17 protein-coding genes are annotated in these 18665 nt (G+C 72.2%); 10 read left to right on the plus strand and 7 right to left on the minus strand.

The genetic code is table 11. The features are described 5' to 3' along the window. Window positions 1-36: 36 nt before the first annotated feature. The gene (erpA, locus tag ACFV9H_RS33695; protein WP_030010511.1) at window positions 37-393 is read right to left on the minus strand and encodes an iron-sulfur cluster insertion protein ErpA; all 357 of its coding nucleotides are present in this window, start codon (window positions 391-393) and stop codon (window positions 37-39) included. A 302-nt stretch (window positions 394-695) separates the two neighbouring features. On the opposite strand from erpA, the gene nadA reads away from it, so the two are divergent. Next, window positions 696-1883: a quinolinate synthase NadA gene (nadA, locus tag ACFV9H_RS33700; RefSeq protein ID WP_385405907.1), complete on the plus strand. Its 1188-nt coding sequence runs from the start codon at window positions 696-698 to the stop codon at window positions 1881-1883. A gap of 123 nt (window positions 1884-2006) precedes the next feature. Here nadA and ACFV9H_RS33705 read toward each other — a convergent pair whose 3' ends face one another. The 3 genes from ACFV9H_RS33705 to ACFV9H_RS33715 all read right to left on the minus strand — a co-directional run bounded on the left by ACFV9H_RS33705 (window position 2007) and on the right by ACFV9H_RS33715 (window position 6963). Beyond that, on the minus strand, window positions 2007-5138 hold the full coding sequence (locus ACFV9H_RS33705; RefSeq protein WP_385405909.1) for an efflux RND transporter permease subunit: 3132 nt from the start codon (window positions 5136-5138) through the stop codon (window positions 2007-2009). A gap of 145 nt (window positions 5139-5283) precedes the next feature. Then, window positions 5284-5994 (minus strand): response regulator, encoded by a 711-nt coding sequence (locus tag ACFV9H_RS33710; RefSeq protein ID WP_385405911.1) that lies wholly within the window; start codon window positions 5992-5994, stop codon window positions 5284-5286. A 147-nt stretch (window positions 5995-6141) separates the two neighbouring features. Beyond that, on the minus strand, window positions 6142-6963 hold the full coding sequence (locus ACFV9H_RS33715; RefSeq protein WP_385405913.1) for an adenosylcobinamide-GDP ribazoletransferase: 822 nt from the start codon (window positions 6961-6963) through the stop codon (window positions 6142-6144). Between the two features lie 70 nt (window positions 6964-7033). Between ACFV9H_RS33715 and ACFV9H_RS33720 the strand changes: the two genes are divergently transcribed. Next, window positions 7034-7810, plus strand: a complete 777-nt coding sequence (locus ACFV9H_RS33720; RefSeq protein ID WP_385405916.1) for a hypothetical protein — start codon at window positions 7034-7036, stop codon at window positions 7808-7810. A gap of 78 nt (window positions 7811-7888) precedes the next feature. On the opposite strand, the gene ACFV9H_RS33725 is transcribed toward ACFV9H_RS33720, so the two are convergent. Continuing rightward, entirely contained in the window at window positions 7889-8167 is a 279-nt protein-coding gene (locus tag ACFV9H_RS33725; protein ID WP_385405918.1) for a hypothetical protein, read from the minus strand. 13 nt (window positions 8168-8180) lie between these two features. Beyond that, window positions 8181-8975: a PspA/IM30 family protein gene (locus ACFV9H_RS33730; protein ID WP_385405921.1), complete on the minus strand. Its 795-nt coding sequence runs from the start codon at window positions 8973-8975 to the stop codon at window positions 8181-8183. A gap of 255 nt (window positions 8976-9230) precedes the next feature. Between ACFV9H_RS33730 and ACFV9H_RS33735 the strand changes: the two genes are divergently transcribed. Continuing rightward, complete coding sequence (locus tag ACFV9H_RS33735; protein ID WP_365168165.1) at window positions 9231-9830, plus strand: DUF3043 domain-containing protein; 600 nt, start codon at window positions 9231-9233, stop codon at window positions 9828-9830. A gap of 74 nt (window positions 9831-9904) precedes the next feature. Further along, the gene (locus ACFV9H_RS33740) at window positions 9905-10612 is read left to right on the plus strand and encodes a class I SAM-dependent methyltransferase (RefSeq protein ID WP_385405924.1); all 708 of its coding nucleotides are present in this window, start codon (window positions 9905-9907) and stop codon (window positions 10610-10612) included. 336 nt (window positions 10613-10948) lie between these two features. On the opposite strand, the gene ACFV9H_RS33745 is transcribed toward ACFV9H_RS33740, so the two are convergent. Continuing rightward, the gene (locus ACFV9H_RS33745; RefSeq protein WP_385405927.1) at window positions 10949-11161 is read right to left on the minus strand and encodes a hypothetical protein; all 213 of its coding nucleotides are present in this window, start codon (window positions 11159-11161) and stop codon (window positions 10949-10951) included. Between the two features lie 92 nt (window positions 11162-11253). Between ACFV9H_RS33745 and ACFV9H_RS33750 the strand changes: the two genes are divergently transcribed. The 6 genes from ACFV9H_RS33750 (at window position 11254) to ACFV9H_RS33775 (ending at window position 18409) form a co-directional block, all read left to right on the plus strand. After that, a complete protein-coding gene (locus ACFV9H_RS33750) occupies window positions 11254-12459 on the plus strand; it encodes a bifunctional adenosylcobinamide kinase/adenosylcobinamide-phosphate guanylyltransferase (protein WP_385405929.1) in 1206 nt (401 codons plus the stop codon). Between the two features lie 13 nt (window positions 12460-12472). Then, window positions 12473-13390 carry a DMT family transporter gene (locus ACFV9H_RS33755; protein ID WP_385405932.1) on the plus strand — a complete coding sequence of 306 codons (918 nt, stop codon included), beginning with the start codon at window positions 12473-12475 and terminating at the stop codon, window positions 13388-13390. 32 nt (window positions 13391-13422) lie between these two features. Then, window positions 13423-14487: a nicotinate-nucleotide--dimethylbenzimidazole phosphoribosyltransferase gene (gene cobT, locus ACFV9H_RS33760; RefSeq protein ID WP_385405935.1), complete on the plus strand. Its 1065-nt coding sequence runs from the start codon at window positions 13423-13425 to the stop codon at window positions 14485-14487. Between the two features lie 84 nt (window positions 14488-14571). Next, on the plus strand, window positions 14572-16443 hold the full coding sequence (locus ACFV9H_RS33765) for a phosphatidylglycerol lysyltransferase domain-containing protein (protein ID WP_385405937.1): 1872 nt from the start codon (window positions 14572-14574) through the stop codon (window positions 16441-16443). Beyond that, window positions 16440-17168 carry a hypothetical protein gene (locus ACFV9H_RS33770; protein WP_385405940.1) on the plus strand — a complete coding sequence of 243 codons (729 nt, stop codon included), beginning with the start codon at window positions 16440-16442 and terminating at the stop codon, window positions 17166-17168. The genes ACFV9H_RS33765 and ACFV9H_RS33770 overlap by 4 nt, the downstream gene beginning before the upstream one ends. A gap of 35 nt (window positions 17169-17203) precedes the next feature. Then, window positions 17204-18409 (plus strand): sensor histidine kinase, encoded by a 1206-nt coding sequence (locus ACFV9H_RS33775; protein WP_385405942.1) that lies wholly within the window; start codon window positions 17204-17206, stop codon window positions 18407-18409. Window positions 18410-18665: the final 256 nt, after the last annotated feature.

Consider the following 18665-nt stretch of genomic DNA (forward strand, 5'->3'; position numbering starts at 1 on the left):
TCGTTCGTACGTGCCTGTGCCCGTACCGTCCAGGGTTTAGCTGAACGAGTCGCCGCAGGCGCAGGAGCCCGTGGCGTTCGGGTTGTCGATCGTGAAGCCCTGCTTCTCGATGGTGTCGACGAAGTCGATGGAGGCGCCGTGGAGGTACGGGGAGCTCATCCGGTCCGTGACGACCTTCACACCGTCGAAGTCCTTCACGACGTCGCCGTCGAGCGAGCGCTCGTCGAAGAAGAGCTGGTAGCGCAGTCCGGAGCAACCGCCGGGCTGGACGGCGACGCGGAGCGCCAGGTCATCGCGGCCTTCCTGCTCCAGCAGGGTCCTGACCTTCTCGGCGGCGGCGTCGGACAGGAGGATGCCGTCGCTCACAGTGGTCTTGTCGTCCTGTACGGACATCTGCATTCACTCCCGAAGTGGGCGGCTCCCCGCCGCGGGCGGGGAAACGTCGGACTCTTGCCGTCGGTGGCAACGAGCGGGACCGCGGATTCATTCCGGGACCCGACGCTTGTTTCAGATATTCATGCTCGCACACCGCGCGGGGGGCGGGCCCGAGCCGACGGGGTGGATCCGTGGGCTGATGCGTCACATTGACACTATCGGCATCGTCAAACTGACATGAAGCGGTTATGATAGATAGCGTCATATAGACGAGAAGCCGAAGCGATCCTCAAGAAGTCCCTTGTCGCAGAACAGAAAGGGTGCGTGTCGTGACCACCGCCCAGCCTTTGGACGTCCAGCCGACGCCCCTCGCCCTGCTGCTGCTCGGCCGTGAGGCCGACCCCAAGAGCGAGCGTGGGGTGGAGTGCCCCGGCGACCTGCCCTCGCCGTCCGACCCGGACCTCGTGGCGCGCGCCCGCGCGGCCAAGGAGAAGCTCGGCGACAAGGTCTTCATCCTCGGCCACCACTACCAGCGTGACGAGGTCATCGAGTTCGCCGACGTCACCGGCGACTCCTTCAAGCTGGCCAAGGACGCGGCCGCCAAGCCGGAGGCCGAGTACATCGTCTTCTGCGGCGTGCACTTCATGGCCGAGTCCGCGGACATCCTGACCTCGGACGACCAGAAGGTCGTCCTGCCGGACCTGGCCGCCGGCTGCTCGATGGCCGACATGGCCACGGCCGAGCAGGTCGCGGAGTGCTGGGACGTGCTGACCGAGGCCGGCGTCGCCGGCGCGACGGTCCCCGTCTCGTACATGAACTCCTCCGCCGACATCAAGGCCTTCACCGGCAAGCACGGCGGCACGATCTGTACGTCGTCCAACGCGAAGAAGGCCCTGGAGTGGGCGTTCGAGCAGGGCGAGAAGGTGCTCTTCCTCCCGGACCAGCACCTGGGCCGCAACACCGCCGTCCGCGACATGGGCATGTCCCTGGACGACTGCGTGCTGTACAACCCGCACAAGCCGAACGGCGGCCTGACCGCCGAGGAGCTGCGGAACGCCAAGATGATCCTGTGGCGCGGCCACTGCTCGGTGCACGGCCGGTTCTCGGTGGACTCGGTCAACGACGTGCGCGCCCGGATCCCCGGCGTGAACGTCCTGGTCCACCCCGAGTGCAAGCACGAGGTCGTGGCGGCCGCGGACTACGTCGGCTCGACGGAGTACATCATCAAGGCGCTGGAGGCGGCCCCGGCCGGCTCCAAGTGGGCCATCGGCACCGAGCTGAACCTGGTCCGCCGCCTGGCGAACCGTTTCGCCTCGGAGGACAAGGAGGTCGTCTTCCTCGACAAGACGGTCTGCTTCTGCTCGACGATGAACCGCATCGACCTCCCGCACCTGGTGTGGACGCTGGAGTCCCTGGCCGAGGGCAACCTCGTGAACCAGATCCAGGTCGACAAGGAGACGGAGAGCTTCGCGAAGCTCGCGCTGGAGCGGATGCTCGCGCTCCCGTAGGGGCTGCGGAACGCATACCGCCGGCCCGCAGACGCCAGAAGGGGCGGCTCCCGTACGGGGGCCGCCCCTTCGGCATTGCGCCGCGCGGGAGGGCCGGGGCCGGGCCGGCCCCGGCCTGCCCGATCAGACGCCGGTCGGCGCCTCCTCCTCCCGGGGGGAAACCACCCTCAGCTTGGCCTCGCCGCGCACCGAGCGCTTCGCGCGGCGGCGCTCCTTGCGGAGTTCCACCATCGTGTAGAGCGTCGGCACCAGGAGCAGCGTCAGCAGGGTCGAGGTGACCAGGCCGCCGATCACCACGACGGCGAGGGGCTTCGAGATGAATCCGCCCTCCCCGGTGACGCCCAGCGCCATCGGGAGCAGCGCGAAGATCGTCGCGAGGGCCGTCATCAGGATCGGGCGCAGTCGGTGCCGGCCGCCCTCGACGACGGCTTCGACGACGCCGAGGCCCTGCGCCCGGTACTGGTTGACCAGGTCGATCAGGACGATCGCGTTGGTCACGACGATGCCGATGAGCATCAGCATGCCGATCATCGCCGGGACGCCCATGGGGGTGCCGGTGACGAGGAGCAGGCCGATCGCGCCGGTCGCCGCGAACGGGATGGAGACCAGCAGGATGAGCGGCTGGACCAGCGAGCGGAAGGTCGCGACCAGCAGCATGAACACGATCGCGATGGCCGCGAACATGGCCAGGCCCAGCGAGGCGAAGGCCTCGTCCTGGTCCTCGGAGACGCCGCCGATGGAGGCCGTGGCGCCCTCCGGCAGGTCCAGGGCCTTGATCTTCGTCTGGAGGTCGGAGCTGACCGCGCCGGTGTTGTCGCCCACCGGCCGCGCGGTGATGGTGGCGGCGCGGGCGCCGTCGATCCGGGTCATCGCGACCGGGCCGGGGACCTCCTTGACCTCGGCGATGTCGCCGAGCGTCACGGGGCCGACCGGGAGGGCCTGCAGCTGGGCCAGGGTGGTGGCCGGCTGGGCCGACTTGATGACGATGTCCCGCTCGGTGTCGTCCAGTACGGCCTTGCCCGCCGGGTTGCCCCGTACGGCCTGCGCGACGATCCCGCCCAGCGCGGCCTGGTTCAGGCCCAGTTCCGCCGCCTTGGGGGTGGCGGTCACCGAGATCCGGGGCACGGACTGGGACAGGTCGCTCTGCACGTCGGTGACGTTCTCGAGGGTGGCCACTTCGGCGCGGACCTGCTCGGCGGCCTTGGCGAGGACCTCGGCGTCGCCGGCCTTGACGACCACGCTGAGGTTCTGGTTGCCGAAGCCGTCGCCGGCGGCGATCCGGGTCTCGCCGATGCCGTCGAGGGCGGCCAGCTTGCCCTCGATCTGCTTCTTGACGCTGTCCGCCTTGCCGGAGTCCTTCAGGGAGACCTGGTACGAGGCCTGGTTCGAGCCCGTACCGCCGCCGAAGGCCGCGAGGAAGCCGGAGGAGCCGACGGTGACCTGGTAACTCTTGATCCCGTCGACCGAGGCGAGCACCTGCTCGATCTTGTGGCTCGCCTCGTCGGTGGCGGCCAGGGAGGTGCCCGGGGCCAGTTCCTGCTTGACCGTCAGGACCTCCTGCTCGCCCTGGTCGAAGAAGTTGGTCTTGAGCAGCGGGGTCATGCCGAAGGTGCCGACGAGGATGACGACCGCGATGGCCACGCTCGTCAGGCGGCGGCGGGTGGCGAAGCCCAGGACCCGTACGTAGAGGCCCTGGAGCTTGCTGCGCGCCTCCTTCTCCTCGGCCTCGCGGCGGGCCTTCGCGGCGCTCTCGGCGTCCCCGGACGTGACACCCTTCGGCGCGCGCAGGAACCAGTACGACAGCACCGGAACGACCGTCAGGGAGACGAGCAGCGAGGCCAGCAGGGCCGCGGTGACGGTCAGCGAGAAGGAGCCGAAGAGCTCGCCGATCATGCCGCCGACCAGGCCGATCGGCAGGAACACGGCGACGGTGGTGAGCGTGGAGGAGGTGACCGCGCCGGCCACTTCCTTGACCGCGGTGATGATGGCGCTCTCGCGCTCCTCGCCGTAGCCGAGGTGGCGCTTGATGTTCTCCAGGACCACGATCGAGTCGTCGACGACGCGGCCGATGGCGATGGTGAGCGCGCCCAGCGTCAGCATGTTCAGCGACAGGTCGCGGGTCCACAGCACGATCAGCGCGAGGACGACGGACAGCGGGATGGAGACCGCGGTGACCAGCGTCGAGCGCAGCGAGGCCAGGAAGACCAGGATCACGATCACCGCGAAGAGCAGGCCGAGCATGCCCTCGGTGGTGAGGCTGGAGATGGATTTGGCGACGGCCGGGCCCTGGTCGCTGACGACGGTCAGCTCGGCGCCCGCGCCGAGGGTGGAGCGCAGCTCGGGCAGCTTGTCCTTGACGGCGTCCGAGATGGCGACGGCGCTGCCGTCCTTGTCCATGGTCAGGACGAGGGCGAGGCTGGGCTTGCCGTTGGTACGGGTGATGGAGACGGCCGTGGCGGGCTGCTGCCGCACGGTGGCGACGTCGCCGAGGCGCACGGCCGGCTTGCCCGGGCCGGGGCTCAGGCGCAGGTCCTCCACCTGGGCGAGGGACGTGTAGCCGGCGCCGACGCGGACGGTCCGGTTCTTGCCCGCCTCGTCGAAGGAGCCGGCGGGGACGGTCGCGCCGCCCGCCTGGAGGCCCTGGGCGAGGGCGGCGCCGTCGAGGCCGGCGGCCGCGAGCCTGGCGTTGTCGGGGGTGACGGTGACCTGGAGGTCCTGGACTCCGTCGACGGTGACCTGGCCGACGCCCTCGATGTCCGACAGGACGGGGACGACGGAACGTTCCAGCTGGTCCGCGAGGGCCTGCTGGTCCTTGTCGGAGGTGACGGCGAGGATGACCGTCGGGATGTCGTCGGTGGAACCGGCCACCACCTGCGGGTCCACCTCGGCGGGCAGCCGGACCCGGGCCCGGTTCACGGCCTGCTGGACGTCGGCGACGAGCTGCTTGGTGCCGCTGTCGCCGTAGTCGAAGGTGGCCATGATGAGGGCGTTGCCCTCGCTGGCCGTGGAGGTGATGCCGGTGATTCCGTCGACGCCCTTGAGCATGGCCTCGATCGGTTCGACGACCTGCTTCTCCACCACGTCGGGCGAGGCGCCCTGGTACGGCGCGAGCACGGACACCATCGGCAGTTCGATGGACGGCAGCAGCTGCTGCTTGAGCTGCGGGATGGCGATGGCGCCGAAGAGGAGCGCGACGAGCGACACGAGGCCGATCAACGCCCTTTGGGCAAGGCTGAAGCGGGACAGCCAGGACATGGGTGTGGGATCTCTCTGCAGTGGGAACGCAAGGGCGTTCCCAGCCTGTCCCGCGGCCGGGACGTCCCGCGTCGCTCCCAGGTCCCGTCCTTATGTGCTGCATACCGCGTCCGCAGTACGCCGCACTACTGCGCCGCGTACACCGCTACTCGGCGCGGGGTCGGACGAGTCCCGATTCGTACGCGATGACCACCAATTGGGCGCGGTCGCGGGCGCCGAGCTTGGCCATGGCCCGGTTCACGTGGGTCTTGACGGTGAGCGGGCTGACCTCCAGCCGGCCGGCGATCTCGTCGTTGGACAGCCCTGCGGCCACGTGTACGAGGACCTCGCGCTCCCGGACGGTCAGCGCGGCGAGCCGCTGCGCGTGCGTGCCGGCCGAGGCCGCGGCCGGGTCGGCGCCGCCGCCCTGGGCGAGGAAGGTGGCGATGAGCCCCTTGGTGGCGGCCGGGGAGAGCAGGGCCTCACCGGCGGCGGCCACGCGGATCGCGTTGAGCAGTTCCTCGGGTTCGGCGCCCTTGCCGAGGAACCCGGAGGCGCCGGCCCGCAGCGCCTGGACCACGTACTCGTCGACCTCGAAGGTCGTGAGCATCACCACGCGCACGGCGGCGAGTTCCGGGTCCGCGCTGATCATCCGGGTGGCGGCGAGTCCGTCGGTGCCGGGCATCCGGATGTCCATGAGCACGACGTCGGGGCGCGTCTCGCGGGCGAGGGCGAAGGCCTGCGCCCCGTCGGAGGCCTCGCCGATGACCCGCATGTCGGGCTCCGAGTCGACGAGCACCTTGAAGGCGGAGCGCAACAGCGCCTGGTCGTCGGCGAGCAGCACCGTGATGGGCGCCGGGATCGAGGTGTCTTCCACGCCCTGACCCTACGTCGTCCCCCGCGGGGGCCCGGCCTGGGCCGGGGACGGCAGCCTGCGACCACCGGGCGCTCCGGCGACTCCGGGCCGAGGTGGTCGTCGGCGCCGACCACGTACGCGTGGCGGCCCCGAGCCAAGTCGAGGGTTTCAGCCCAGGGCGAGGACGAGCAGGACTGTGGTCGCCGATACCTCGGCCAGGGCGCCGAAGACATCGCCGGTGACCCCGTCGAAACGGCGCACGCAGCGGCGCAGCAGCAGGTTCGCGACGAACAGGGCCGCGAGGACCGCCGCGGCGGCGCGTGCGGCCGCCGGGGGGCCCAGCGGAAGGGCCGCGGTCGCGGCTGCCACCGTCGTGAGGGTGGCCAGCGCTGCCGCCGTGGTGCGCGGGACGACACCGGCGACGGCGGCGCCGAGGCCCTCCGGTCGGGCCGGCGGAACGCCCTCGCGGGAGGCCAGGGTCATGGCGAGGCGGGCGGTCACGGCGGCGGTGACGGCGGCGAGGGCACCGCGCACCCAGCTGTCGGCGTAGGCGTCGGACAGGGCGGCGACCTGCACCAACAGCGTCATCACCAGGGCCACGACCCCGAAGGGACCGATGTCGGACTGCTTCATGATGCGCAGCGCGTCCTCGGCCGGTTTGGCACTGCCCAGGCCGTCCGCGGTGTCGGCGAGTCCGTCCAGGTGCAGCCCCCGGGTCAGCGCGGCCGGTACGGCGACGGTGACGGCCGCCGCGAGCAGCGGGCCGCCGCCGAGCACCAGCAGGAGCACCCCGGGCAGGGCGGCGAGCAGTCCCACGACCAGCCCGGCGAGCGGGGCGCAGGCCATCCCGGTGCGGGCGGCGGGGCGGTCCCAGCGGGTGATGCGGGCGGGCAGCACGGTGAGCGTGCCGAAGGCGAAGCGGACGCCGTCGAGGAACGAGGCGCGGTCCGCGGGCGGCGCGACGGGCTGATCTTCGAAGGAATCTGTCATCGGCGCGAACGCTACCCGCTCGCCACGACCGGTAAATTGCCCATTACCTACCAAATAGGGAGTCAGTGGGATGGGTCACTGGTGGTATCGGAACATCGTCGAACCGGGGAAGCTGCCCATGCTCCTCGCGCTGCTCTCCTTCGTGACGTCGTTCCTGGTCACCCGCGTGATCACCCGGATGATCCGGGCCGGCCGGGGGCCCTTCAAGAACGTCACCCCGGGCGGCCTGCACATCCACCACGTGGTGCCCGGCGTGATCCTCGTGATCATCGGCGGCTTCGGCGCGGTCGGCAGCGCCCGGCACGGTTTCGGCGCGGGACTCTCCGCCGTGATCTTCGGGCTGGGCGCGGGCCTGGTCCTGGACGAGTTCGCGCTGATCCTGCACCTCGACGACGTGTATTGGAGCGAGGAGGGCCGCAAGAGCGTGGAGGTCGTGGTCCTGACGGCCGCCCTGGTGGCCTTGGTCCTGGGCGGGTTCGTGCCCTTCGGGGTGAACGACCTGACCAACGAGGAGCGGCAGAGCCGCGGGCTGGTCGCCATGAACACGGCCGGCAACTTCTTCCTCGCCCTGATCGCCCTGTGGAAGGGCAAGGCCCGCACCGCCGTCTTCGGCGTGGTCATCCCCTTCGTGGCGCTCATCGGCGCGATCCGGCTGGCCCGGCCCGGGTCCCCGTACGCGAAGAAGTTCTACGCGAAACGCCCGCGCGCCCGCGCCAAGGCCGGGCTGCGCGCCTTCCACCACGACCGGCGCTGGGCGGCTCCGCGGCGCAGGTTCGAGAACTTCATCGGGGGAACCCCGGACCCGGAGCGGGCAGCCGTCTCCCTGGAGAAACCGCCCGAGCACTGAAGGCGGTACGACGACGGGCCCGCCCCCCGGAAAAGTGGGGGCGGGCCCGTCGGCTTGTGGGTGTGACCTGGTGCGCGCTCAGCCGGGGATCAGGCCGTCGTCGCTGAGCATCTCCCTGACCTCGTCCAGCGTCGCGTCCGGACCGGGCAGGATCAGCTCGGACGGCTCCAGCGCCTCGTCCGGCAGCGGCTCGCCGAGCCGCCGTACGGCTTCGAGCAGCGCTCCCAGCGTGCGCCGGAAGCCCTCCTCGTCACCGCTCTCCATCTCCGCGAGCAGCTCGTCGTCCAGCTTGTTGAGTTCGGCGAAGTGGCTGTCGGCCATCTTCACCTGACCTTCCCCCATGATGCGGACAATCATGACGGGCCCCGTCCTACTGCTTGTCGAACCGGTGCTGGCTCTGCTGCTGCTGGCCGGTGCCCGGGGCGCCGCCCTCGATGGCCTGCTGCTGGGCGGACGGGCCGCCCGCCAGCTCGGCCTTCATGCGCTGGAGCTCCAGCTCGACGTCCGTCCCGCCCGACAGGCGGTCCAGCTCGGCCTGGATGTCGTCCTTGGAACCCAGCCCGCTCTGGTCGTCGAGCGCGCCGGAGGCCAGCAGCTCGTCGATCGCGCCGGCGCGGGCCTGGAGCTGGGCGGTCTTGTCCTCGGCCCGCTGGATGGCCAGGCCGACGTCGCTCATCTCCTCGGAGATGCCGGAGAAGGACTCCGCGATCCGGGTCTGCGCCTGGGCCGCGGTGTAGGTGGCCTTGATGGTCTCCTTCTTTGTCCGGAAGGCGTCCACCTTGGCCTGAAGGCGCTGGGCGGCGAGGGTCAGCTTCTCCTCCTCGCCCTGCAGGGTCTGGTGCTGCACCTCCAGGTCGCTGACCTGCTGCTGGAGCGAGGCACGACGGGACAGGGCCTCGCGGGCCAGGTCCTCGCGGCCCAGGGCGAGGGCCTTGCGGCCCTGGTCCTCCAGCTTGGCGGACTGCCCCTGCAGCTGGTTCAGCTGCAGTTCCAGACGCTTGCGGGAGGTCGCCACGTCGGCGACTCCGCGGCGCACCTTCTGAAGCAGCTCCAGCTGCTTCTGGTACGAGTAGTCGAGGGTCTCGCGCGGGTCCTCGGCCCGGTCAAGGGCCTTGTTCGCCTTCGCGCGGAAGATCATCCCCATACGCTTCATGACACCGCTCATGGGCTTCGCGCGCCCCCTTCTAGACGGACTGTGCTCCAGGTCACCAACAAGACCCACAGTACGGGGCCTGTCTCCATTACCGCACTGTTCGAGTACGGATGCGCTCCTCCTCCAGGACGACTCCGTCCCCGCCGTATCAGGCGTGAGGAGTAGGTGCGCCCCCGACGAGCCTCGCACTGGGAAGGACGCGCGCCGTTGCCGGATCGTTCCCCGCCGGGGTGGGGCCCATGCGATCGACCACGTACGCTTGCATTTGTGTTTGGTAGCCGCTCCTCCAAGGAAGAGAAGGCCGCCGCCACCGACAAGGTGAGCGCCGACCTCTCGCAGCCCCGTGACCCGCAGGCCCCGAAGGGCCGCCCTACGCCGAAGCGTGCTGTGGCCCAGTCGCAGCGCAAGGCCGTGGTGGCCTCGACCGGCAACCGCAAGGAGGATGCCAAGCGAGCCCGTGAGCGCCGTCGCGTAGAGATGGCCAAGCAGCGCGAGGCGCTGGCCAGTGGCGACGAGCGTTACCTGCCCGCGCGCGACAAGGGCCCCGTCCGCCGCTTCGTCCGCGACTACGTGGACTCCCGCTTCTCCGTCGCCGAGATGTTCCTGCCCCTGGCGGTGATCATCCTGGTGCTGAGCATGGTCCGCCAGCCCGCGATCCAGAACATCGCGCTCCTCCTCTGGCTCGGCGTGATCGCCCTGATCATCGTCGACTCCATCGGCCTGGTGTTCCGCCTGCGCAAGGCACTGAACGAGCGCTTCGCGAACGAGCCGCGCCGCGGCGCCGTCGCGTACGGCCTCATGCGCACGCTCCAGATGCGCCGGCTGCGCCTGCCGAAGCCGCAGGTCAAGCGCGGGGAACGGCCCTGAGCGGATTTTCCGAGGGCGCCCGGCTCTGGCTGGAGGGCCTGGGTGGACTGCGCAATGCCGTCCGCCAGGAACTCGTGGGCCGGCAGGTCGACGAACAGATCGCGCACCGCTTCCCGGTAGGGCAGCGGCTGCGCGTCCTCGACGTCGGCATGGGCCAGGGCACCCAGGCGCTGCGCCTCGCCCGCGCCGGGCACAAGGTGACGGGCCTGGAACAGGACCCCGCCATGCTCGCCGTCGCCCGTGAGGCGCTCCAGCGGGAACCCGCCGGGATCCAGGACCGGGTCCGGCTCATGGAGGGCGACGGCCGCGAAACCGGCGCGCACTTCCTGCCGGGCAGCTTCGACGTGGTGCTGTGCCACGGGGTACTGATGTACGTGCCCGAGCCGGACGCCATGCTCGCCGGGCTGGCCCGCATGCTCGCCCCCGGCGGCCTCCTCTCCCTCCTCGTGCGCAACGGCGACGCCCTCGCCATGCGGCCGGGGCTGGACGGCGACTGGAAGGGCGCGCTGGCCGCCTTCGACACCATCGACTACACGAACCGGCTCGGCCTGGACGTACGCGCCGACCGCCTGGCGGACCTGACCGCCACCTTCTCCGGGATCGGAGCGCCCCTCCACTCCTGGTACGGGGTGCGCGTCTTCACCGACGGCACCGAGGCGGGCGAGACCCTGCCGCCGGACGACGAGCTGGAACGCCTCCTCGCCGCCGAGGACCGCGCGGGCCGCACCGACCCGTACCGGGGCGTGGCAGCCCTGCTGCACCTCTGCGGCGTCCGGGGTTAGCCCTTCCGCCGGGGCCGCTGCGCGGGTCCTCGCGGGGGCTCCGCCCCCACACCCCCGCGCCTCAAACGCCGGCGGGGCTGAATGTGCCGCGCCCCAAAGCCCCGGGGCTCCGCCCCGTACCCCGCTCCTCAAACGCCGGAGGGGTTGGATTTCGCTCCCGCCGTCCGACAAGCGCGCGTGGAATTCCCCCGGCGCCGTCGAGCGGGCTGGAGGGCAATTTCAGCCTCGCCGGCGTTTGAGGCGCTGGGGGTACCCCAGCGGTAGCTGGGGGAGGGCTCGGGGCAGCGCCCCCGCAACGGCGCCGCACCCGAGACCCCGGAGCAACCCCGCAGGGGGTCAGGCGTCGAGGGCCTCCCGCAGCGACATCGCGTAGATCTCCACGCCTCCGTCGTCCGACAGGCGAACCCGCTCGGCGCCGCCTTCCAGGAGGTCCTTCCAGACCTCACCGATCCAGGACTCCGCGTCCCCCTGCGTGGTGAACTCCTCCGGTGCCACCGCCGGGGCCGTCTCCGTGCCGTCGGCCTTCTCGAACCGCCACGTCCACGCCATGTCCGCCTCCGTTGCTCGTCCGCTGCTGCCTTGAGTGTGCCCGCAGAGTAACCGGGCGCGCAGCAGTCTCGGCGACGCGGGAGGATCATCCTGTGGAACTCACTCTGCTCGGCACCGGCACACCCCAGGGGCTGCCCCGCCCCGGCTGTCCCTGCGCGACCTGCGCGGTATCCGTTGGTACCCGCTCCCGGGCCGCTACGGCCGTACTCGTCGACGGGGCGCTGCTGCTCGACCTGACCCCCGGGGCGGTGCTGGCCGGCGCCCGCGCCGGGCATTCGCTGGCCGGCGTACGGCAGGTCCTGCTGACCCACCCGCACGACGGGCCCGCCGTCGAGCTGCCGCCCGGGCTGCCGGCCGCCGGGCGGGTCCCGGACGGGCGGGAGCTGTCGGTGATCTCCGGGCACCGGGTGCGGGCCGTGCCGATGGACGCGCCCGGCACCGGGTACGAGGTGACGGGCCCGGACGGCGGCAGGCTGCTGTACCTGCCGCCCGGCGGCGCCCCTGCGGGCACCGATGGCAGGACCGGGCTACGGCCGTACGACATGGTGCTGGCCGATGTGCTGGGGCGGCCCGAGGCCCTGGCCCGGCTGCGCGCGAGCGGTGCGGTCGGCCCGGCCACGGACGTGATCGCCGTCCACCTGGACCACGACACCCCGCCGGGCCGGGAGCTGGAACGCCGGTGCGCGGCCTCAGGGGCCCGGGCCGTGCGGGACGGGACCACCGTGATCGTCGGGGAGTACCACGCGGTGCCGGACCTCCCGCGCCGGACCCTGGTGCTGGGCGGGGCCCGCTCCGGGAAGTCCGTGGAGGCGGAGCGGCGGTTGGAGGCCTTCCCCGAGGTGGTCTACGTGGCCACCGGCGGCACCCGGGCCGGGGACGCGGAGTGGGCCCAGCGGATCGGCCTGCACCGCGAGCGCCGGCCGGGGGGTTGGCGGACGGTGGAGACCTGCGATCTGGCTCCGCTGCTCGCGGAGTCCGGTGCGCCGCTGCTCATCGACTGCCTGGCGCTGTGGCTCACCGACGCGATGGACCGGGCCGGGGCGTGGGACGACGCGGTGTGGGCCGCGACCGGGCAGAAGGACCTGCGCGAACGGATGGAGGAGCTGGTCGCGGCGGTGCGCGCGACCCGCCGCCGGGTGGTGCTGGTCAGCAACGAGGTGGGCGGGGGCGTCGTCCCGGCGACCGCTTCGGGACGACGCTTCCGCGACGAGCTGGGCCGGCTGAACGCCACCGTCGCGGGCCAGTGCGAACAGGTACTGCTCGTCGTCGCGGGGCAGGCGGTCGTACTCAAGGAATAGTCGAGGTGGTCCCGTGGGTGCCTCAAGGACGGCCGGGGAGCGGGCCGGGCTCGCCGCCTTCGCCGCGTGCTGTCTGCTCGGCGGCGGCAACGCGGTCGGGGTCAGGTTCAGCAATCGCGAGCTGGACCCGCTGTGGGGCGCCGCGGTGCGCTTCGGCGCGGCGGCCGTGGTGCTGCTGGCGGTGATGGCCGTCCTGCGCCTGCCGATGCCCCGCGGGCGGGCGCTGGCGGGGGCGGTGCTCTACGGGGTGCTCAACTTCGGGGTGACCTTCGCCCTGGCCTACTACGCGCTGGTACGGGTCCACGCCGGGCTGGGGCAGACCCTGCTGGCCCTGGTTCCGTTGGCCGCGCTGCTGCTGGTGGTGGCGCAGCGGCAGGAGCCCTTCCGCAGGTCCGCCCTGGCGGGCACGCTCGTCGCGGTCGCCGGTGTGGCGCTGGCCTCGCGGGCTCCGCTGCAGGGCGGGGTGCCGGTGCTGTCGCTGCTGGCGGTGCTGGGCGCCGTACTGTCCCTCGCCGAGGCGACCGTGCTCGTGCACCGGTTGCCTCCGGTCCATCCGGTGACGATGAACGCGGTCGGCATGAGCGCCGGGGCGGCGCTGCTGTTCGCCGGCTCGTTCGCGGCCGGGGACGCCTGGCGGCTGCCGGAGCGGGCGGCGACCTGGTGGGCGCTGGCGTACATGGTGGTGGCGGGGTCGGTGCTCACCTTCGTCCTCTATCTGGTGGTGGTGCGCCGTTGGGGCGCCTCGCGCGCGGCCTACGTGTTCGTCGTCGCCCCGGTGGTGACGATCGTGCTCTCCGCGTGGCTGGACGACGAGGAGTTGACGGTGGGTCTGCTGCTGGGCGCCCCGTTGGTGCTCATCGGGGTGCATCTCGGCGCGCTGCGGCCGGGCAGGCGGCCGCACGGGCGGTCGGAGGGCCGGAACACCCCCTGAGGGAGAGCCTCACCGGCTGTACTCTCTGGCAGATGAGCACGCTGAATCTCGACGACTTCTCCGATCTGATCGAGCGCCCCGACGGGGGCGTCCGGCGTGATGCCGAGGAACGCCGTGAGCGCCTCGTCGTGCCGCCCGGCGCGCTGGGCCGGCTCGACGAGCTCGCCGAGTGGCTGGCCGCCGCGCAGGGGCAGGTGCCGGTCAAGCCGATCGAGCGCCCGCGCGTGGTGCTGTTCGCCGCCGACCACGGGATCGCCTCGCAGGGCGTCTCCGCCCGGGCCGCCGGCACCACCCACGAGCTGGTGCGGGGCGTGCTCGACGGGGCCAGCCCGGTCGCCGTCCTGGCCGGCCGGCTCGGGGCCGGCGTGCGCGTCGTCGACGCGGGGCTCGACTGCGACCCGGAGCTGCTGCCCGAGGACGTGGTCCGCCACCGGGTGCGGCGCGGCAGCGGCCGGATCGACGTGGAGGACGCGCTGACGGCCGAGGAGGCCGAGGCCGCGCTGCGGCTCGGGATGCGGATCGCCGACGAGGAGGCCGACTCCGGTACGGATCTGGTCGTGCTCGGCGATCTCAGCGTCGGCGGGACCACGGTCGCCGCGACCCTCGTCGCCGCGCTGTGCGGTACGGACGCCTCGGTGGTCACCGGTCGCGGCGGGCTGCCCATCGACGACCTGGCCTGGATGCGCAAGTGCGCGGCGATCCGCGACTCCCTGCGCCGGGCCCGCCCGGTCCTGGGCGACCAGGTCGCGCTGCTCGCGGCGGTCGGCGGCGCCGACCTGGCCGCCATCACCGGTTTCCTGCTCCAGTGCGCGGTCCGCCGTACGCCGGTCATCCTCGACGGCGTCGTCTCGGCGGCCTGCGGGCTGGTGGCCCAGCGGGCCGCGTTCCGGGCGCCGGACTGGTGGCTCGCCGGTCAGGCGAGCGGCGAGCCGGGCCAGGCGAAGGCCCTGGACCGGATGGCGCTCAACCCTCTGCTCGACCACGGCGTCACAGTGGGCGAAGGCACCGGGGCTTTGCTGGCTCTCCCCCTCGTTCAGGCGGCCGCCGCTCTCGCGGCGGAGCTCCCTGAGCGGGTGGCGCAGGAGCCGGTGGAATGAGCCGCCGGGGTTCGCGGTCCTGACCAGGCCGTGGCCCCGGAGCCGCCCAGTCATGGACGGTAACGCCCCATATGATCGGTTTTTATGGGAGAGGTCCGTTTGACCAGCGCAGAGACCGACCGCGGCGCCGTACCGGCGAACGGTCCGTCATCCGGCAGGAAAGAGACCGGCGGCGATCCCGCCGGCAGGGGAAACGACAAAGGGTCCGACAAGGGATCGGACCGGGGGAACACCCGCTCACGGCGCGGGGCGGCGTTCGCGATCTGGTACCTGCGGACGGTCGCCTTCGTCAACTTCCTGAGCGCGGTGTGGGTTTCGCTCGGGCAGGACCTGCGCAACCACAACACCGACGACTTCTACACCCCGTACATGCTCACGGCGGGCTTCGCCTCGGGGCTGTTCACGCTGCTGCTCGCCGTCACCCTCGGCCGCCGCAAACGCGCGTCCTGGATCCTCAACCTCGCGCTCGGCGGCCTCCTGGCGCTGCTGCTCGCGCAGGCCTTGTACCGGTACGAGGAGATCCGCGAGCATGCCCAGAACTGGGTCTCGCTCGGGGTGACCGCGCTCTTCGTCGGCGCCCTGCTGCTCGGCCGCCGCGAGTTCTACGCCAAGGGCGACCGCTCCAACCCGGTGCTCGCCAGCGCCGTCGCCGCCTTCGGCCTGCTGGCCACCTCGCTGGTCGCGGCCCTGCTCGTCGGGGCGACCAACACCGCCCCGCACAGCGCCGAGGCCGGCTTCCGGGACCGTTGGCAGTACGGCGTGATGCGACTGATCACCCTGGAGCCGCAGGCCAAGATCACCCACATGGTCAGCACCCCGGGCTGGGTCAACGTCTTCATCAACGTCATGTCGATGCTGCTGCTGGTCGCCGTGCTGTTCGCCGCCTTCCGCTCGCGCCGCGCCGTCGACCCGCTCACCGAGGAGGACGAGGAGCGGCTGCGCGCACTCCTCGCCCGGCAGGGCGACCGCGACTCCCTGGGGTACTTCGCGCTGCGCCGCGAGAAGTCCGTCATCTGGTCCCCCACCGGCAAGGCCGCGGTCACCTACCGCGTCGTCGGCGGGGTCTCCCTCGCCTCCGGCGACCCGATCGGCGACCCCGAGGCCTGGCCCGGCGCCATCGAGCCGTGGCTCGCCGAGGCCCGCGAACACGGCTGGATCCCCGCCGTGAACGGCGCGAGCGAGGAAGCCGGGCAGATCTACGCCCGGCACGGGCTGGACGCGCTGGAGCTCGGCGACGAGGCCATCGTCGAGACCGCCGAGTTCACCCTGGAGGGCCGCGCCATGCGCACCGTCCGCCAGGCGTACAACCGCGTCAAGCGGGCCGGGTACACCGTCCGCATCCGTCGCCACGCCGACATCCCCGCCGAGGAGATGGACGAGCTGGTGCGCCGCGCCGACGACTGGCGCGACGGCGCGACCGAGCGCGGCTTCTCCATGGCCCTGGGCCGGCTGGGTGATCCCGCGGACGGCCAGTGCGTGATGCTGGAGTGCACCGACGGCAACGGCGACCTGCGCGCCCTGCTGTCCTTCGTACCGTGGGGACCCAAGGGGCTGTCCCTGGACCTGATGCGCCGCGACCGGGACTCCGAGAACGGCCTGATGGAGTTCATGGTCATCGAACTCCTGGAACGCTCCAAGGAGATCGGGGTCACCCAGGTCTCGCTGAACTTCGCCATGTTCCGCTCCGTCTTCGAGCGCGGCTCACGGCTCGGCGCGGGTCCGGTGCTGCGGATGTGGCGCTCGCTGCTGAGTTTCTTCTCCCGCTGGTGGCAGATCGAGTCCCTCTACCGGGCCAACGCCAAATACCGGCCGATCTGGGAACCACGGTTCATGCTCTTCGAGAAGAGTTCGGACCTGCTGCGGATCGGCATCGCCGCGGGCCGGGCCGAGGGCTTCCTGGAGGCCCCCGGCCTTCCGAAGTGGCTGCACCGCAGACACCTGGAGACCCGCCGTTGACAGCGCTGAGCACCTCCTCACTACGGCAGTTCGCGAGCCGTGAGTGGGGGCCCCTGCTCGGGACCGTCCGGGACGCGCTCGTCCGCGACAAATGGCGAGCGATCCCGATGACGATCGGCGCGGTAGCCCTGACCTCCGTCTTCCAGATCGTGCAGAACACCTCCTGGGGCTTCCAGCCCGTGCAGAACCTCGGCTCGGTCAAAGCCGTCGACCCGCTGTGGCTGGCCCTGCTGCGGACCCCCTTGTCGCTGTTCGTCCCGGCCCTGGACCTGCCGGTGTGGGGGGCGCTGGCGCAGATCCTGATCGTCTTCGGGATCTCGGAGATCTGCATCGGCTGGTGGCGCACCCTGGTCATCGGTTACGTGGCCACGCTCGCCGGGACCACGTACGCGCGGATCGGGCTCTCCCTCGGCCCCGACCACCCCTTCGGCCTGCCGGTGTCCGACCGGATCGTCAACGACACCGGGCCCTCGGCCGCGGTGGTGGGGCTCGCGATCTACGTCTGCTGGCGCTACCGGGCGTACGTGACGGGGGCCCTGGTGATCCTGGTGATGATCGGCGAGGTGCTGATCAAGGACAACCTGGCGGGCAAGGAGCACCTCGCGGCCATCGCCGCGGTCATGGCCGTGTGCGTGGTCCGCGCGAAGTGGGGCCCGGCGCGCTCCCGCACGCCGCTGGGGCAGCGACCGCCGCCGAGGGGCCAGGGGCTGCGACCGCCGCCTTAGGGGCCCGGGCGGATCAGGCCGTACCGTGTCCTACCGTGACGACGACAGACCCCGGGCCCTTCGCGGCCTGCCGGCAGTGGACGCGGACCCATCCGCTCGCCACCGACGCCGTGCTGGCCTTCGGGGCGTTCGTCGCCATGGTCGTCGGATCGTTCGCCGACCCGCACGGACCGCACGGGCCCACCTTCGGGACGCGCACCCCCGAGCCCTTCTCACTGCTGCTGATGCTGCTCGGCGCGGCCGCCCTGGTGTTCCGGCGCCGACAGCCGCGCGCGGTGCTCGCCGTCACCTGCGGGCTCTCGCTGCTGGAGCTCACCACCGGGGAACCGCGGGCGCCCGTCGCGATGTGCGCGGTGATCTCCCTGTACACGGTGGCCGCGCGCACCGACCGGCCCACGACCTGGCGGGTCGGGCTGCTCACCATGGCGGGGCTGACGGGCGTGGCCATGCTCGCCGGGCCGCTGCCGTGGTACGCGCAGGAGAACATCGGCATCTTCGCCTGGACCGGGATGGCCGCGGCCGCCGGCGACGCGGTGCGCAGCCGGCGGGCCTTCGTCGACGCCATCCGGGAGCGGGCCGAACGGGCCGAGCGGACCCGGGAGGAGGAGGCCCGGCGGCGGGTCGCGGAGGAACGGCTGCGGATCGCGCGGGACCTGCACGACGTGGTGGCGCACCACATCGCACTGGTCAACGTGCAGGCGGGGGTGGCCGCGCACGTCATGGACAAGCGGCCGGACCAGGCGAAGGAGGCCCTCGCGCACGTACGGGACGCCAGTCGCTCCGCGCTGAACGAGCTGCGGGCCACGGTGGGGCTGCTGAGGCAGTCCGGCGATCCGGAGGCGCCGACGGAACCGGCGCCCGGGCTGGCCGTCCTGGACGAACTCGCGGACACCTTCCGGCACGCCGGGCTGCCGGTACGGGTCATCGTCGAGCTGGGGCGGGAGCCGCTGGCGGCGGCCGTGGACCTGGCGGCGTACCGGGTGATCCAAGAGGCGCTGACGAACGTCCGCAAGCACGCCGGGCCGGAGGCGAAGGCGGAGGTCAGCGTGGTGCGGGTCGGGCCGTCGGTGGAGGTGACCGTCCTCGACGACGGCGGTGGCAGCCCCGCGGATTCGGCCGCGCCGGGCGGCGGCCACGGGCTCCTCGGCATGCGCGAACGGGCCACGGCCCTGGGCGGCTCCTGCTTCGCGGGGCCCCGCTTCGGGGGCGGCTACCGAGTCCACGCCATCCTCCCGGCCTGACGGGCCTCCCGCTCCGCCGGGGACGGGTGTGCGGCGGGGCGTCCCCGCAGGGCGCCGAACGCAGCCACCCTCGGCCCTCCGACCCCTGGAAACGTTCGGCGCCCGAGGAGACGCCCCGTCGCGCGCCCGTCCCCGGCGGAACCCGCGATCCGGCGGTGCGGGGCCGCCGCTGCGCGGAGCCGGTCCCCTACCCGCCCTTCCACCGTTCCGCGGGGGCCCCCCCGGGCCCCCCCCCCCAACACCCCCGGGGGGCGGT

Source organism: Streptomyces sp. NPDC059874 (assembly GCF_042731135.1).
In the GTDB taxonomy this organism is placed as follows: domain Bacteria; phylum Actinomycetota; class Actinomycetes; order Streptomycetales; family Streptomycetaceae; genus Streptomyces.